The organism is Phytohabitans maris, from assembly GCF_031085175.1.
GTDB classification, from domain to species: Bacteria; Actinomycetota; Actinomycetes; order Mycobacteriales; family Micromonosporaceae; genus Phytohabitans; species Phytohabitans maris.
Genome location: NZ_JAVHUY010000023.1, coordinates 72,949 through 88,908 on the forward strand (window position 1 = coordinate 72,949; position 15,960 = coordinate 88,908).

Below are 15,960 nucleotides of genomic sequence, written 5' to 3' on the forward strand. Positions count from 1 at the left end.
CTGGCTGCGACGACCTCACCGACACCGACCCGGACGCGGGAGCCCCGATCGGCTGGGAGGAGGGCAACGAGGCTCCGGGCGGGCCGGCCAAGGTGCCGGCCATTTTCCCGCAACGGGCAGGATCTGGCCGGCCCGGACGGCGTCCGGGCCGAGATCGAACAAAAAGTTCCGGCAGGCGTGCGGGGGCGAGCTCTGCGTGCGGCTGGTGGAGGAGCCGCGTGGCGATCCGGACACGCCCGGGCTGACGAAGTGCCAGTTCGTCGGACTGGATCCGAAGGCGGGCACCGAGGTAGCCAGAGGGGCCACGGTGGTCATCGTGACCGGTGATCAGGAGTGCGTCTCACCGGACGAGCAGGACGATCTGGAAACCCCGCAGGAAGAACCCGATCCGCAGCAGAGCGGACCGGAGCCGGACGGCCCCTCGGCGGAGGCGACCGGTTGAGCCAGCGGCCGGACCCCGCGACATCACCGGCCGGGCAGCCCGACGAGCCGCCCACGTCAGGGCTGTCCCAACTGGCCAGGATCCTCGGCGCGATCATCTCGCCCACCACCGTGCTGACCGCGTTGTTCTACTACTTCGGGTGGATGTTCTCCTACTGGTTCTTCGACTACTTCGGCGTGAACTCCACCCTGCTCGGCCTGACCACCAGCGACTACCTGATCCGCAGCGTGGACGGCCTGTTCGTACCCATGACCGTGCTGGGATGCTTCGGCCTGGTCGCGTTGTGGGGCCACCGGATCCTACGCGCCCGCATCACGGCCACGGTCCGCCCGGGCGTGGCCCGGGTCGGCATCCCGGTCCTGGCAGGCGCCGGCCTCGCCCTGGTCGTCGCGGGACTGGTCAGCGTGTTCACCGCGACCGTCCTGGACCGCTACGTCGCGGCGGCACCGCTCAGCCTGGCCGGCGGCGTCCTGCTCCTCAAATACGTCGTGAGCCTGCGGCGCATACTTCCCCGGCCGGCAGCCCCGCCGGCAGGTGAAGCAGGCGACACACGCCCGTCCGGGGCGGCGTGGGCCGCCGCCGCGGAGTGGGCGGCCGTGCTGGTCCTCGTCGGCGCCAGCCTCTTCTGGGCTGCCACCGACTACTCCGGCGCGGTCGGGCGCACCCGGGCCTGCCAGTTCGCGCAGGAACTGCCGACCTACCCCACCGCCGTGCTGTACAGCGAGCGAAGCCTCAACCTCCACGCCGCCGGCGTCCACGAGACGCGCTGTCCAGACACCGACGCCGCGTACCGGTTCCGGTACGACGGCCTCAAACTCATGCTCCAGTCCAGCAACCAGTACCTGTTCCTGCCCGAACAGTGGACCCCCGACGACGGCGTGGCGATCCTGCTACCCCGCGCCGAATCGCTCCGGCTCGAGTTCACACCAGCTGACGCGGACCGATCCCCGTTACACATCGACTGCTGACCGCTCCGCTGCGACATCCGCTACGAAGAAAAGCGAGGTGGTTGTCACGGGCACGTCTTCTGTCACCGAAACCTAGCTCGCTGCCCGGCCACGGTGGCCGGTGCAGGCACCACCGGGTGGTGTCAGGGTGGACACTGACGCCCGCACGGCCGGTGTGCTGCCACGATGAGACGATGACGGTCCGGACGCCCCCGCTGGTGACGGTGGGCCGTGCGGCCGCGTGGCTGGTGGTGCCCGCGCTGGTTGCCGGCACGCTGCTGCTGGAGCACTGGATCGCCGCGACCGGATTTCCGTATCCGCGCAGCTTCGAGTCCGCCAGCTCCGGCGCGTATGCGACGGCGACGCTGGTCTGTTGGCTCGTCGGTGTGGTGTTGACCTGGCGGGTGGTCGGCAACGTCGTCGGCTGGCTGTTCCTGGCTCTGGCCGCGTCGATCACCGGCGGCGGCCTCGCCGACGCCTACGGGGTGCTCGCGGTCCGGGCCGACCCGGGCAGCCTGCCGTCCGGCGAGCTCGCGGCGGCGGTGGGCGACGCCGCGTTCGCCTGGGGGTTCCTGCTCATCGCGCTGTGCCTGCAACTGACCCCGTCGGGACGCCCGATGTCGCCACGGTGGGCTGTGCTGGTGTGGGCGTCGATCGGATCCTGCGTGGTGTTCGAGGTCGCGGCGCTGCTGCGGTCCACCCCGCTCGGCGGGGCCAACGCGGGGCAGGTCAGCCCCCTCGCCGTGCCCGGGCTGGCCGGCCCGGCGGCCGCCGTGGCCGCGGCGGCGGTGGTGACGCTCGGGCTGTGCGTGCTGGCCTCGGTCGCCGCGATCGTGGTCCGGTTCCGCGCCAGCCGCGGCACCGAGCGGCAGCGGATGCTCTGGCTCGTGGTCGGTGTCGCCCCGCTGCCGGTCTGCGTCGTGGTCGCGTTCCTGGCCGCCTACTCCGGGCACGAACCGCTATCCGGTTGGGCGTTCGTCGCCGGGCTCACCTGCCTCGCCGTCGGCGTGAGCTTCTCGATCATGAAGTACCGCCTCTACGGGGTGGAAGAGGCGGTCGTCAAGACCCTCGCGTACCTCACCGCGACCGGCGCCGTCGCAGCCGCCTACGGGCTGGTGGTGCTGGCGGTCACCGGCACCGTCCCCGCCGTGGACTCGGGGTCCACGCCGACCACCGTCCTGGCCACCCTCGTCGCCGCCGCTGTCGCGCTGCCTGCCTACCGGTGGGCCCGCGACGCAGTCGACCGGCGGTTCAACCGGCGCCGCTTCGACGCGGTCCGCATGATCCGCGCCGGCCTGGCCGCGCCGTCGCCGGACCTGGTCGGGCTGATGCGCACCGCTTTGGGCGACCCCGACGTCCGGATCGTGTTCCCCGCCGACAACGGCGGCTGGGTCAGCCCCGACGGCCAAACGGTCACGCCGGCCAGCGACGCGGTCGACGTCACCCGGATGGGCGCCACCGCCGCCAAGGTCGAGTTCGACCCACACCGTACCGACCGCGTGGTCGTCGACGCCGTCGCCAGGGTGGCCGCCGCCGAGATCGACAACCTCGGACTGCGGGCCGCGCTGGCCCGGCAGCTCCACCTCGTCCGCGAATCCCGGGCCCGGCTGGCCAACGCACACCTCGACGAACGGCGGCGCATGGAACGCGACCTGCACGACGGCGCCCAACAGCGGCTGCTGGCCATCGCGTTCCAGCTACAGTCCGCCCGGATCAACGGCACACTGCACGTCCTACGCGAGCAGACCAGCCACGCCATCGAACAACTCGCCATCGCCGTGCAGGAACTACGCGACCTAGCCAACGGCCTGCAACCACACTCGCTGGCCAGCGGCGGCCTGCGCGCCGCGGTCGAAGACCTGACCCTGCGCATCCCACTGCGGCTCACCACCGACGTGACCGAACAGCGGTTCGCGCCCACCGTGGAGTCCGCCGCCTGGTTCGTCATCGCCGAGGCGGTATCCAACGCGGCCAAGTACGCCACCACCGACGCGGTACACATCGCCGCGGCGGCCACCCCCAACGGCGCGAGCGCCACCGAGCTCCGGGTCACGGTCACCGACCACGGCGCCGGCGGAGCCGACCCCGCCGGCCGGGGCCTGCAAGGACTCGCCGACCGGGTCGCCGCACTCGGCGGCCGGCTCACCGTCACGAACTGCCAACCACACGGCACCCGGGTGGAGGCGACCCTGCCATGCGAGTCGTGATCGCCGACGACTCCGCGCTGCTGCGCGAGGGCCTGGCCCGGCTGCTACACGAGACCGGAGTCAACGTCTGCGAAACCGCCCGAGACGCCACCGAACTGACGGGCGCGGTCGAGCGGTGCAAGCCTGATATCGCCATCATCGACATCCGCATGCCCCCCACGTTCACCCACGAAGGCGCCGCCGCCGCGATCGAACTGCGCCAACGCACGCCCGGACTCGGCATCCTGCTGCTGTCCCAAGGCATCGAGACCCGGTACGCCACCCAACTGTTCGAACGGCACGCGGACGGGTTCGGCTACCTGCTCAAGGACCGCGTCGTCGACGTGGACACCCTTACCGGGGCACTGCACACCATCGCCGCTGGCGGCACCGTCCTCGACCCGCAACTGTTACGCCATCTGATGCGCCGCCAACCCGCCACCAACCCACTCAACTCACTGACCGCACGCGAACGCGAAGTCCTCACGCTGATGGCCGAAGGGCTCTCCAACACCGCCATCGCCGGCCGGCTCACCGTCACCCTGAAAACCGTCGAAAGCCACATCGCCCGGATCTTCACCAAGATGGGCCTGAACGACACCCCAGACACCCACCGACGGGTACAAGCCGTCCTCACCGCCCTGCACCTGACCAACGATGCCCCGTAAATGGGCTCTGCAGGGCGGGTGTTGCCCCGACTCGAACAACGACGTAGCCGAGTGCCAGTGACACCGAGGGTCGGGTCAACCGAACGGCGCGGCGCCACCGTCACAGGCCCGGCGGTAACCAGGACTATGCGTCTCGGTCGGGTCGCGGGCCGCGCCAGGCATACGCGAGGACGCCTGCGGCGGCGGCGAGCGTCATGGCGGCCAGCAGAAGCGCCAGGCCACGTACGCCGGCCTGGTTCTCGTGCGTTCCGGTCGCGGCAAGACCGAGCACGACCGACGTGGCCAGCGATGAGGTGATGGCGGCGGCCCAGCGCAGGTGGCGGCGCCGCAGCGCCGACACTAGCGCCGCGACCGCGGTGGAGAGCAGGGTGAGCCACCCCAGAGACCAGATCGTGGACGCGGCGGCGGCCCGGTTGGTTTCGATCCACCAGGTGTTGCCGATCCCGACGACGGCGTTGTATGCCTCGTCGAGGCGGGCCGAACCGGCCAGGTCGAAGACCGCGTGATGGCCGTCGGCCGCGCCGGCGGAAACCGCGACCGCGCCGGCCAACGACAGCGTCGCGGCCGCAGCGGCGGCCAGCAGCAGCGCCGGCCGGTGTCCCCATGCGGGCAGGTTGGGGCGGGGCCAGCCGGGGCCGCGTAGCGCGTACCAAAATACGCCGGCGGAGCCGGCCAGCAGCCGGACGGTCAGGTCCAGCACATAGGCCGCAGTGCCGGGCTGGTCGGGGCCTTCGGTGTAGAAACCGACCAGCGCGGCAGGTCCGGCGTTGACGCCCAGGTCCGCGGTCACGAACAGGCCGACCCAGACCACCAGGGTGGCGCCCATGCCAACCGTCCAGCTGCGGGCCCGCTGCCGCAGCGATACGACCAGCGCGATCGCCGCCACCACCGGGGCGAGCACGAAGAACGCGACACCGGACAGGCCGGTCGCGCCGCGAATGTTCAGATCCCCCGCCATCTGCGCGAACTGGATCAACGACACGACGGTGGCCAACGTCAGCGCCGCCACCAGGCCGGGATGGGCGATACTCCGACCGCCCGTCGCGGTGGTCTGCGCCGCCGTGGGTCCGGACGCGACGGGTGAGGCGGCCGCGGCTACGACAGCCGCAGCTGCAGCCGCAGGCTCGGGGGCGGGCGCGCGTCGTGGCCCGCGGGCCACGACGATCCGTTCCGTCAGCCCGAAGACCCACTTCATCGGCACCTGGCCGGGCGTACGGCGGGCCACCTCACGGCGGGTGTAGTCGAACAGCTCGTCGACGGTGATCTCGCCATCGCCGTCTAGGTCGGCGTCGCCGGTGGCCAGGCCACGCACCAGTGCGCCGGTGAACACCGACGGGCTGGCGTCGCTTTCGGACAGCACGTCTCCGTCGAAGGAGTACTCCGTGGCGTTGGTCGCGGTCAGCACGATCTTCCCGGCGCCGCCGCCGAACTCGTCCGCCAGATGCACGCCCCGGTCGCCGCGTACCAGGGACCCCCGCGCGAACGCGCCGCTGTAGCAGCAGTCCAACACCAGAATGACCCGCGCCGACGCGGTCTCGGCCATCAGGTCGTTGATCAACGACGCTGGCACCGCCGTGGTCGACAGCCGGCCCAGCTCAGTGTCCCGGGCGGCCAGATGCAGCCGCCCGCGCGCGTCCTTGAGCCCATGGCACGAAAAGTGCAGCAACAGCAGATCTTCGCTGTCGCGGCCCGCGAAGAACTCGGCCACCCGCCGTCGCACGGTCCGCTCGTCCGCGTCGGTGAGCAAGTCCACGGCGAAGCCACCCAACGCGGGGTCACCCAGCACCCGGGCCAGTGCGTTGGCGTCATGGACCGGAGACCGCAGCGCTCTCAACGCGGAATCCTCATACGTCGCGTTCGCCACGACCAGCGCGTCCCGGCCCGTCACTCGCGCACGCGGTGCCGGCCCGTCCGCCTCCGCCACGTCCAGGTGGACGGCCTGGCTGCGGTCTTGCCGTTGCCGCCACCGCTCCACGAGCTCGGCCAGCTGCACGACTGTCCCGGCCGTGCCCACCACCGTCGCCACCAACTCCAGCGTGCCGACCACATCCACCCGCGTGCCCGGCGGGGCCGGACCGGCCGTCACCCGCTCGACCCGCTCCGCACCGAGGTCGAGCAACTCCTGCCGCAGCCGCAGCACCAGCGACTCCGCCTCGCCGGCCGCTAACCGCTGTCCCGGCGCAGCTGACAACCGGATCGTGAACCGCATACCCCAAATGCTCCCAGATGGACAGTCACCAGCGACACACCCACTTCGGGCTTGCAGCCATCGCGGCCGATCGGAGCACGGCTGATCTCGCACTGGGCCTGCAACACATAATGTTTATGGTTCTCGATGCACCGTCGCCGCGGCCAACACACCGAACGTGCGGGGCCCATCCGCGACCGCCGCCAACAGGGACTCGGCACAAGGGACGGTGGGTGATCCGCCGCGACGCGCGCGATGCCCGGACCGTGTTCTTCCAGGACCCGAAGACGCACGACTGGCACCCTCTGCGCTGGGTCGTCTCCGTCAGCAGTTGGGAATCAGTGCGGCGTACATGGCATATGGGGAGCTCCAGTGGGCCGAGGCCGGCGCCGAGACAGCCATCGTTGCCGCGGCGACCGCGAACGCTGAAGCGATCGAGGCGACCCTGGTGAGCTACCTGGCCCATGTCCGCCGCCGTCATGGGGGGCTCGTAGCGCCCGTGGGTGAGCCCTCCGGCCACGGTGCTTGGGCAGGGGCCGGGGGCGCCGGGTCCGCAATGGTCGGCCATGGCCGAGGTCGTCGGACACGGGCAGGCCGGATCTTGAGGCGCCTGGTCCCCTCCGGGAGCGCGAACGACGCACTGCCCGGTGCGGCGCGGCGCCACCCACTCGCGCCACTCATGCGCTTCGATGAGGTTGTGGCGGTCGAGCAGGACCGGTGCACTACTGGCCCGGTCGGCGTGGTTGACCGGCCGGTGCTGTGGTCGCACCGGTGCGGGTGGGACGAGCTGGCCGCGCCCGGCGTTGACCTGCATGACGTACGCGGCGCGGTGGATGTCGGGCGGGGCTGGACCAGTCGTTGGACGGCGGTCTGGCGGTACGCCGGTGACGAGGTCGTCTGTCCGGTGCGGGCGCTGGACTCGATGCCGGTGGCAGGGTGTGAGCCGGTGCGGCGGTTCTCGTGGCGGCGGGGTCAGCGGCATCGGCCCGGGTTGCAGTTTCTGGTGAGCACCGGCCGGCATCACGGGTTCGAGTCGTTGGCGGAGGCGCTGGTGTTGCTGGCGTTGGATTTCGCCGGTGATCTGGTTGATGTGCTCGCCCAGCCGCTGAGGTTGCGGTATTGGACGCCTGATGGTCCGCGGGAGCACGTGCCGGACGTCCTCGCCTACACCAGGACGGGTCGGTGGTTGATCGATGTGCGGCCCGCAGCACGGGTCGCCGCCGCCGATCGGGTGGCGTTCGCCGCCACGGCTGAGGTGGCGGTGCTGTTGGGCTGGCGTTACACGGTGGTGACCGGCTGGCAGCCGCATGTGATGTCCACGTTGGACGCCATGTCCGCGCAGCGGCGCCCGCTGACCGACCGGTTGGGGCTGGCCGAGGCCCTGTCGGCGGCGGTCGCGGACGGGCCGCGCCCGTTCGGCGAGCTGGCCGCATCGACGGTGGCGCCGGCGGTGGCCCGGGCCTGGCTGCTGCACCTGTTGTGGCACCGCCGCCTCGGCGTGCAGCTTGGCGCGCCGCTCGGCGACGCCACCTTGGTGTACACGGGCCCGCGATGAACGTGACGCCTGCGCCGCTGGACCTGGCACCCGGTGCGGCGATCGTGCTCGACGGAACCCAGTGGGTGGTGGAGCGGGCCGACCCGCAGTACGGGCGGGTGGTGCTGGTGTCGGCTGGCGGTGATCGGATGCCGGTGACGTTCCGGTTCCTGGCCAACCACCCGGGCTGCCGGCCCTCGACCCGCACGCCCGAGGTGCCGGCCTCCGGGCGTGGCCGGCAGAGCGCGGTGGCCGGTGATCTGACGGCGCGGCAGCGGGAGTTGCTGGCGTTGCGGGTGGCGCACCTGCTGGAGGTCGAGACCGGCTACCGCGGCGGGGATCCGCTGCACCCCGGGTCGGGCGAGCCGAGGCCGGGCTACGACCCGGCGACCACGACGCTGTCGCAGCGGCGGCAGGCCAAGGCCGCCGAGTTGGCCGGCCTGGACCGCGCTCAGGCCCGGCTGCTCGGGCTGGAGCGGGTCGGGGTGCGCACGCTGATCCGGTGGGAGGTCGGCCGTCGCCGGTTCGGGCCGGTCGGCTGCGCCGATCAGCGGTGGCTGCGCCCGCGGGCGGGGCACCCGAGCGTCGGTGAGCCGGTCCGGGAGGCGATCCACGCCGTGCACCAGGAAACGATGCACCGTTCCCGGGTCAGCATGCGTACCCGCGAACGGATGATCCACCAGTACGTCCGCGAGCAGTTCGGCCCGGAGGCGGAGGCGGCGATCCCGAGCTACGGCACGCTGCGGCTGGTCTGGAGGGAGTGGTTCGGGCCCGGCGGAGCCCGCCAGCACTACGCCCGCACCGCAGACCTTCCGACAAGTGGCGGGCACGTGGTGGTGCACCGGCCGGGCCAGGTCGTCGCCCTGGACACGACGATCCTGCCGGTCAAGGTTCGAGAGACCGTGTTCGGCGAGCCGGTGTCGACACATTTGACTCTTGCGTTGGATGTGTACACGCATTCGCTGGTCGCGTTCCGGTTGACGCTGGTGTCGGACAGCGCGGTCGATGTGGCGATGCTGTTGCGGGATGTGACGATGCCGCTGCCGATGCGGCCAGATTGGGGCGAGGACATGGCCTGGCCCTACCCGGGCCTGCCGGCCGCGGTGGTGGCCGAGTTCGCCGGCTACGAGGTGGCCGGGTTGCCGTTTTTCGCGCCGGAGACGGTCACCACGGATCACGGCGGCCCGTATCGCAACCATCATCTGGTCGAGGTGCAGCGGGTGCTGGGCGCCAACATTCTGCCCAGTCGCGTGCTGCGTCCCACGGACAAGCAGGCGGTCGAGCGCGTATTTGGCGCCATACGGTCGCTGCTGTTCGAGCACCTGCTCGGCTACACCGGCGTCGATGTCGCCGACCGCGGCGTCGACCCGGAGGCCGACGCCGTGTTGACCATCGACGCGATGGAACACCTGGTCGCCACCTGGACCGTGAAGATCTGGCAGAACAGGCGACTCGGCGAACACGCCCCGTGCTGGGATCCGGTCGGCGACCACAGCCCGAACACCCTGTTCGCCGCGGCGATGGCCCAGGGCGGCTTCGCCCTGCAGATCCCCAGCCCGGAGTTGTATTACCAGCTGCTGCCGGCGCACCACCTGGCCATCCACGGCCGGCGCGGGGTGAAGGTACGCGGACTGTGGTACGACGGGCCAGCACTCGACGACTACCGCGACGGGCCGTCCACACGCGGCGGCCGACACAAGGGACGGTGGGTTATCCGGCGCGACCCGCGCGATGCCCGGATCGTGTTCTTCCAGGACCCGAAGACGCACGACTGGCACCCGCTGCGCTGGGTCGGGCTACCGCCAGAGGGCGAGGTGCCCGCGTTCTCCGATGCCCGGGTCCGCGACCTGCTGGCCGCAGCCCGGCGGGCCGGGCTGCGGCCCCGCACGGACACCGAGCTGCTGCCGCTGCTGCTGGACCTGATCGGCGGGCACATCCCGGTCGAGGCGTGGCCCACCCGGATGGGCAAGACCGAACGCACCGCCCACGCCCGCGACACCTTGCAAGGGCAGGCCGCCGCAGCGGATCGCCCGATCAGCCAGTCGTCGTCGCGGACGCAACCAGCCCGCCCGGACGCCGCGGCCTCGCCATGGCCGCCCGAACAGGGCGGCTGGCGCGAGCCGGCCCGGCAGACACAGCGGGCCGTTGACGGCGAGCGCCGCCACCGCCGCCACCAAGCCCTCGCCGACACCCGGCTCGCCGTGCCGGCCCGGTTGGGCGACGGCTTCCGACGCCGCAACCTGTTCCTGCTGCCCACCGACGACAGCGACGGCGACGCGTCCGGGTCGGAGGCGTCGTGACCACCGAACCGCGCCAACCACCAGCGGACGGCACGCTATCGTTCGTGTTGCCCGGACCGGTCGCTGACCGGCAGACCGTGCAAGGGTGGCGGCGATGGCGGCTGACCCGCCACGCGTTCGTCCCCGCACCCGCGTTGAGCATCGCGCAGTACCGGACGTTGAGCCCACGCAAGCGGCATCTGCACGACCTGCACCGCGCCGCCACCCACGCGAACCTGCCGTTGCAGGACACCCCGATGAGCCTGGCGGTCACCCGCATCATGCGGTCCCGGCTGCAGACCAACGCGCTCAAGCACAAGCCGACCACCCGCGCCGGGCTGATGATCACCGGCGGCGGGTATCAGGGCAAGACCGAGACCGCGTGCGAGATCGCCGCCGGCTTCGAGGACGCCTGGCTGGACCTGCACCACCAGCTCAACCCGAACGCGATTCCGGGAACCCGGGACCTGCACGCCACGGTCGCCTACGTACAAACCCCGGTGACCGCCAAGCCGAAGAGCACCTGCGAGGCGATCCTGGACTTCTTCGGCGCCGACCACCACAAAATGACCCTCCCGCAGCTGACCCGCGCGGTGCGCACATCGTTGCATGACCACGGCGTACGGGCACTGCTGCTAGACGACATCACCCGGCTGAAGATGCACCGCGCCGACGACCAGGACAGCCTGGACCTGCTGCGCGCGTTCATGAGCATGAACTCCAGCCAGACGAAGGCGACCAGGGCGACGGCGGCAGGCCAGTACCCGCACCGTGGCGGCAGAGTCATCAGCCCCTGCTCCGGTGCCTGGCCCACCAGACGGGACAGACCCATGTGCAGGGTGCGGAGCGGACTGATTCGCTTCCACACCGGACCGATCAGTGCCGACAGTAGGGGGACGCAGACCCAGATCCAGACGTAGAGCACGCCGGGCGCGGGGTTGTCCCGGCCGAGCGCGGGCCCGAACAGCAACACCGCGATCACCCAGCCGGCAAGCACCACACCGAACATGCGTGACGCGACGCCAACCGCGCGGGCGTCGAGTATTTGGGTCAGGAACCGGGGCAGCGGCCTACCAGCCGTAGCGCCGTGGAACCGCGACCGTGGCCAGGCGCGGGTGAGGATCACGAAGGTCGCTGCCAGCGCGACGACCGCACCGCCCACGGCGTAGTCGAACGGGATCGGCAGATCCTGCCGGCCGCCGATGCCGTGCGCCAGGATCGGGCCGCTCACCGTACGAGTAGCTGGGTCAGCAGCATGCCGGTCTCATGGGTCTCCACCTCGAACAGGCCTGTCTGGTCGGCGACGAACTCAATGGTTGCATCGTGGCCCGGCCCGACCGCAGCCTCCCGGTCGTAGCCGTGCACGTGTACCTCGTCGGCGACATCGCTGTGGACGACCAGGCGAACCCTTTCTCCCTTGCGGACAGTGACCCGCCCAGGTGCCGGGTCGACTTCGCCACCCCTGACGGTGACCTCGACAAGGCGGGCGTCGGTGGCAGGCGAGGAGCCCGATAGTGATGGCCCAGCCGACGCGCCCTCCACCGACGACGCACCGGCAGACGGTGACCCGGCTCCCGACCGGGTCGAGCGTGGCTGCGACACGTCCCGGCCGCGCTCGCACCCGGTGGCGGTCAACAACATGGTTGCGACGGCTACCGCCAGCAGCGGCCGGCAGGACTTGCGGAGCAGGGGGCTCATGGTCCATTAGTCGCCGCCCGCCCCTGCCTGGTTCCGGCTATCTATGCGGCCACCAGCCGCGTGCCCGAGAGGCCGATGAGGACCTAGGCAGTCCGGTTATCGTCCCCGCGACGGTCGGGTCCGCGGCGACGGGCTCGGCGGTCGGGGCGTGAGGTCCGGTAGCCGCCGGCTGGGACGGCGCCGGCGTGCTGGGCGCACGGGGGTGCACCACTGGGCTGTACGTCCGCTCATGGTGGCGGGAGTCGGTCCGGGGCCTGTCTGTAGCTGCAGTAGTGCGCGGATCAGCGGCGAGGTGCCGCAGACCGCCAGGGCGACGCCTGCCACCGCGCATGCACGGTTGGCCGCGGCAAGGCAGCCGACGCCGGCCTGATCCACATGCACAACGCCGGTGAAATCCACCACGATGCAACGGGGGCGCGGCAGGCTTCCAGCCTCAGCGGTGATCGCCGCCTGCAGGTCGGCGGCTGTCCGGTGGTCAAGCGTTCCGCGCAGGTCGAGGATGACCGACTCGCTGTCATGCCAATAGACGTGGGCGATCGATAGCGTCACGACAGGCCCTGACCAGCGGTGTGGTGCGACGCCTGTGCGTCTCGTCGCTGCGTGCGTGGCATGGTCAGTCTCCTTCCGGACCGCCGACCAGCTTTCCCAGCACACCCACGGCCGCGCATGCGGCGACAGCCGCCGCAACGCTCATCGGCGACGTCTGGGGTGGCTGCGTCGGTCCATGGGCTCGTCGCGGGGCCGGCACCCGGCGGGCACATGGCCGGCAGCGTGCGGGTCGCCAGTCGCGGCACGGCCCGCCCAACCCGCCTGTCGCCGTGTCCCGTCCATCTACGGGCCAGCGAGCAGGCTCGCGTAGTCGGCAGCCGTGGCCGGCGCATCAGCCAGCGACCCGTCGGCACGCGGCACACCGACGACCTGGCCGTCCCGGGTGAACGAGACTGCCGTGATGGCGTCCTTGGCGGTGAGCGTGCAGACGATCTGGGCGAAGGCGAGGATCTGGTCGGTGCGGCCGCTCTCGTCCAACCCGGCCGTGAGCTCGACGGTGGCTCGCCCGTCATCCAGCTGGACGCCGACGACGATGTCGTTGCCGAGCAGGGCGCTGGTCAGGCCGTCGCGTTGCTCCGCGTCGGTGGGTCCGGCGAGCAGGTCGTCGACGAGCTCGTCCACGCTGGGCTGGGCGTCGAGGTTGCGGGTGACGGCGACCAGTTCGCCGTCCTGTACGAAGTAGAGGCGTTCCTGGATGGGGCCGGCGCCGGGTCCGGGGTCTGGCGGTGTCTGGGTCGCCCAGGCGTGCGAGATGCCGTTGGGTGGGTTCGCTTCGCGGGGGATGTTTTCGGCTTGGACGCCGCAGCCGGTGGCGGCGGCTACGAGCAGCAGAGTCAGCGCGGCAACGCCCCGGCGACGGCGGGGCGTGGTCACGGGTTCGCCCTGGGCAGTTCGACCCGGAAGCGGGCGCCGCCGCCGGGCCGGTCGGTCACGCTCACACGACCGCCGTGTGCGCTGGCGTGCCGGGCCACGAGTGCCAGGCCGAGGCCGGTGCCGTCGCTGTCGCCGCGGGCGCTGGCGGCGCGGCCGCGCACGAACCTGTCGAAGATGGCCTCGCGGTCTTCCGGTCGCACGCCGGGCCCCTCGTCGTCCACCTCCAGCACGAACGCGTCGGGCATCTGGCTGAGGGACACGGCGGTCGCGCCGCCGCCGTGCCGGTCGGCGTTGTCCAGCAGGTTGCCCAGGATCTGGATGAAGCGGCGACGGTCGACCGACCACCTCGCGGTGCTCCCCTCGGCCACCCGCACCACCTGTTCGGGCAGGCCGCGTGCGCGGCATTCCTCGCGGGCCATGGCGGCGACGTCAACCGGTGTGCGCTGGATCGGTTGATCGTCGCGGGCCAGCTCCAGCAGGTCGGCGACCAGCCGCTGGAACCGGTCCACCTCCTCGGACAGCAGGGTGACGGCGGTGGCGGCCCGGCCGCCCAGTTGGGGTCGGTGCCGGTCCAGCACGCTGGTCGCCGCGGACAGCGTCTGCAGGGGTGAGCGCAGCTCGTGGCTGACGTCGGCGGCGAACCGGCGGTCCCGTTCCAGCCGGGCCGAAAGCTGGTCCACCATTTCGTTGAACGAGGTCGTCAAGCGTTCCAGGTCGGGTTCGGTGGCCGGGTCGAGGCGTGCGTTGAGGTCTCCGGCGGTGATCTCGCGGGCGGCGGCGGTGACCGTGTCGAGGGGGCGTAGCACGCGGCGGGTCAGGTACCAGCCGAAGCCCGCGCCGGCCGCGGTCGTGCCCGCGGCGACCAGGGTGAGCACGAGGGCGAGGGTGCGTAGGGTCTGGTCGAGCTCGCGCATCGAGTCGATGACGTAGAAGCCGCTGTTGGACGGGAGCGGCACGCCGACGACGACGGCCGGGCCGCTGTCGGTGTGGACGCGCTGTTTGCTGAGCTTGCCCTGCTCGACCATGCCTTGCAGGGCGGGTGGGATGGCGTCGGTCAGGCCGGCGTCGGCGGCGCGGGCGTACCAACGTCCGTCGCGGTGCAGCAGAGCACGGCGGGTGTTTCCGGTGTTGAGGGTGCTGAGCACCGCGGAGACGTCGGGCCGCTCGGTGGCCAGCCCGGCGTGCACCACGCCCGCGTCCAGGTACGCCGAACGTAGGGCGCTGCGTTCTCGGCCGGCCATCAGCGCCCGCTCGGTGAGCTCGTACGACAGCGCCGCCATCGACGCGGACAGCGCGAACGCGCCCGCCGCGAACGCGGCGGCGACCCGGGTGCGCAGGCCAGGACGTCTCATCGCTGCAGCTTGTAGCCCATGCCGCGGACGGTGACCAGGTGCCGGGGCGCGGTCGGGTCGTCCTCGATCTTCTGCCGCAGGCGTCCGATGTGGACGTCGACGAGTCGTTCGTCGCCGTAGGCGTACTCCCAGACCCGTTCCAGCAGCTGCGCCCGGGACAGCACCCGCCCGGGGTGTTCGGCCAGTTCGCACAGCAGCCGGAACTCGGTGCGGGTGACCGCCACCGGCTTGCCGCGCAGCGCGACCTCGCCGGCTTCGGGCCGGATCTCGAGGTCGTCGAAGACCAGCGCGGGTACGGCGGCGGCCGCAGTGGCGGTCCGGGCGCGGCGCCGCAACGCGCGCAGCCGCGCGGACAGCTCCTTCACGGCGATCGGCTTGACTACGTAGTCGTCCGCGCCGGCTTCGAGGGCGGCGACGATGTCGTGGGTGTCGTCGCGGGCGCTGACGACCACGATCGGCACGTCGTCGCGGGCCCGCAGCTGGCGGATGCACTCGTAGCCGTCGATGCCGGGCAGCATCAGGTCGACCAGGACCGTGTCGGCCGGCGCGCGCTTCTGCTCCCGCAGGCCCTCCTCGGCGGTGGCAGCTCCCCTTACCGTGTAGCCCTCGTCTTCGAGGCCGAGCGTCAACGACAGCCGGATCCGGTCGTCGTCCTCGATCAGCAACACCTGCTCCATCGCTAAATCATGCCCAGCCACACCGCCGATTAGGCAGCCCGGGCGGGCACCCGGAGCGGTTTGTCATGGGACTGTCACGAGACCGCGGACGGACCGCCATACCACGTCAAGAGGCTGGACAGGCCCCAGATCACCACGACCGGCACGCGGAGGTTCGCACGTGAGTACCCCAGCCCTGGCCGAACAGCCGCTACGGCCGGGCCGAGTGCCACTGGTCGAGGTCGTCATCACCGAGCCGATCGACGCACAGTCCGCGCCCCACGTGCGGGCCCTGCTCGACGAGGCTCTGGCACTTCGCCCGGAGCACCTCGTGGTGGATCTCGCCGGCTGTCCGAGTATCGACGCGTCCGGGGTCGCCGCCCTACTGGAGACCCACCGTCAGGCGATGCGCGATGGTGGGCGGCTCAGCCTGCGGGCGCCGTCCGTCGGTGTACACCGCAACCTTCGCCTGGCCCGCGTGGCGAACGTGCTGCACATCGTCTTGCCTGAGGTCACGCTGCCGGCCGAGGAGTGGTCCGCCGCGGCCGGCAGCGGCGCACTCGTGGACCCGCGGCCGGCGCGGTGACG

At 71.6% G+C, this 15,960-nt stretch carries 14 protein-coding genes; 8 read left to right on the forward strand and 6 right to left on the reverse strand.

The annotated features are described in order from the left end of the window. Positions 1–196 precede the first annotated feature (196 nt). The 4 genes from RB614_RS24070 (at position 197) to RB614_RS24085 (ending at position 4,243) form a co-directional block, all read left to right on the forward strand. On the forward strand, positions 197–442 hold the full coding sequence (locus tag RB614_RS24070; RefSeq protein ID WP_308714879.1) for a hypothetical protein: 246 nt from the start codon (positions 197–199) through the stop codon (positions 440–442). Beyond that, positions 439–1,410 (forward strand): hypothetical protein, encoded by a 972-nt coding sequence (locus RB614_RS24075; protein ID WP_308714880.1) that lies wholly within the window; start codon positions 439–441, stop codon positions 1,408–1,410. Before RB614_RS24070 ends, RB614_RS24075 begins: the two co-directional genes overlap by 4 nt. 173 nt (positions 1,411–1,583) lie before the next feature. After that, the gene (locus RB614_RS24080) at positions 1,584–3,596 is read left to right on the forward strand and encodes a sensor histidine kinase (RefSeq protein ID WP_308714881.1); all 2,013 of its coding nucleotides are present in this window, start codon (positions 1,584–1,586) and stop codon (positions 3,594–3,596) included. After that, positions 3,584–4,243: a response regulator transcription factor gene (locus RB614_RS24085; RefSeq protein ID WP_308714882.1), complete on the forward strand. Its 660-nt coding sequence runs from the start codon at positions 3,584–3,586 to the stop codon at positions 4,241–4,243. The genes RB614_RS24080 and RB614_RS24085 overlap by 13 nt, the downstream gene beginning before the upstream one ends. 124 nt (positions 4,244–4,367) lie before the next feature. Here RB614_RS24085 and RB614_RS24090 read toward each other — a convergent pair whose 3' ends face one another. After that, a complete protein-coding gene (locus RB614_RS24090) occupies positions 4,368–6,452 on the reverse strand; it encodes a caspase, EACC1-associated type (protein ID WP_308714883.1) in 2,085 nt (694 codons plus the stop codon). A gap of 676 nt (positions 6,453–7,128) precedes the next feature. Between RB614_RS24090 and RB614_RS24095 the strand changes: the two genes are divergently transcribed. Genes RB614_RS24095 through RB614_RS24105 form a run of 3 tightly spaced genes read left to right on the forward strand, consistent with a single transcriptional unit; the run spans position 7,129 to position 11,164 of the window. After that, positions 7,129–7,986 (forward strand): TnsA-like heteromeric transposase endonuclease subunit, encoded by an 858-nt coding sequence (locus RB614_RS24095; RefSeq protein ID WP_308714884.1) that lies wholly within the window; start codon positions 7,129–7,131, stop codon positions 7,984–7,986. Then, positions 7,983–10,265: a hypothetical protein gene (locus tag RB614_RS24100; protein WP_308714885.1), complete on the forward strand. Its 2,283-nt coding sequence runs from the start codon at positions 7,983–7,985 to the stop codon at positions 10,263–10,265. The genes RB614_RS24095 and RB614_RS24100 overlap by 4 nt, the downstream gene beginning before the upstream one ends. Next, on the forward strand, positions 10,262–11,164 hold the full coding sequence (locus tag RB614_RS24105; RefSeq protein ID WP_308714886.1) for an AAA family ATPase: 903 nt from the start codon (positions 10,262–10,264) through the stop codon (positions 11,162–11,164). The genes RB614_RS24100 and RB614_RS24105 overlap by 4 nt, the downstream gene beginning before the upstream one ends. 307 nt (positions 11,165–11,471) lie before the next feature. Here the strand turns inward: RB614_RS24105 and RB614_RS24110 are convergent, their stop codons facing one another. The 5 genes from RB614_RS24110 to RB614_RS24125 all read right to left on the reverse strand — a co-directional run bounded on the left by RB614_RS24110 (position 11,472) and on the right by RB614_RS24125 (position 15,393). Next, entirely contained in the window at positions 11,472–11,942 is a 471-nt protein-coding gene (locus RB614_RS24110) for a cupredoxin domain-containing protein (RefSeq protein ID WP_308714887.1), read from the reverse strand. Between the two features lie 96 nt (positions 11,943–12,038). Further along, complete coding sequence (locus RB614_RS44335) at positions 12,039–12,596, reverse strand: STAS domain-containing protein (protein WP_428983098.1); 558 nt, start codon at positions 12,594–12,596, stop codon at positions 12,039–12,041. A 177-nt stretch (positions 12,597–12,773) separates the two neighbouring features. After that, entirely contained in the window at positions 12,774–13,364 is a 591-nt protein-coding gene (locus RB614_RS24115) for a GerMN domain-containing protein (protein ID WP_308714888.1), read from the reverse strand. Then, on the reverse strand, positions 13,361–14,716 hold the full coding sequence (locus tag RB614_RS24120; protein ID WP_308714889.1) for a sensor histidine kinase: 1,356 nt from the start codon (positions 14,714–14,716) through the stop codon (positions 13,361–13,363). Before RB614_RS24120 ends, RB614_RS24115 begins: the two co-directional genes overlap by 4 nt. Beyond that, positions 14,713–15,393, reverse strand: a complete 681-nt coding sequence (locus RB614_RS24125) for a response regulator transcription factor (RefSeq protein ID WP_308714890.1) — start codon at positions 15,391–15,393, stop codon at positions 14,713–14,715. The genes RB614_RS24120 and RB614_RS24125 overlap by 4 nt, the downstream gene beginning before the upstream one ends. 160 nt (positions 15,394–15,553) lie before the next feature. Here RB614_RS24125 and RB614_RS24130 point away from each other — a divergent pair, with 160 nt between their 5' ends. Then, entirely contained in the window at positions 15,554–15,958 is a 405-nt protein-coding gene (locus RB614_RS24130) for an STAS domain-containing protein (protein ID WP_308714891.1), read from the forward strand. Positions 15,959–15,960 lie beyond the last annotated feature (2 nt).

Excerpts from the sequence above, each read along its gene's own strand:
- RB614_RS24080 (WP_308714881.1), top strand. The coding sequence starts at position 1,584 with ATGACGGTCCGGACGCCCCCGCTGGTGACGGTGGGCCGTGCGGCCGCG.
- RB614_RS24085 (WP_308714882.1), top strand. The coding sequence starts at position 3,584 with ATGCGAGTCGTGATCGCCGACGACTCCGCGCTGCTGCGCGAGGGCCTG.
- RB614_RS24090 (WP_308714883.1), bottom strand. The coding sequence starts at position 6,452 with ATGCGGTTCACGATCCGGTTGTCAGCTGCGCCGGGACAGCGGTTAGCG.
- RB614_RS24100 (WP_308714885.1), top strand. The coding sequence starts at position 7,983 with ATGAACGTGACGCCTGCGCCGCTGGACCTGGCACCCGGTGCGGCGATC.
- RB614_RS24110 (WP_308714887.1), bottom strand. The coding sequence starts at position 11,942 with ATGAGCCCCCTGCTCCGCAAGTCCTGCCGGCCGCTGCTGGCGGTAGCC.
- RB614_RS24120 (WP_308714889.1), bottom strand. The coding sequence starts at position 14,716 with ATGAGACGTCCTGGCCTGCGCACCCGGGTCGCCGCCGCGTTCGCGGCG.
- RB614_RS24125 (WP_308714890.1), bottom strand. The coding sequence starts at position 15,393 with ATGGAGCAGGTGTTGCTGATCGAGGACGACGACCGGATCCGGCTGTCG.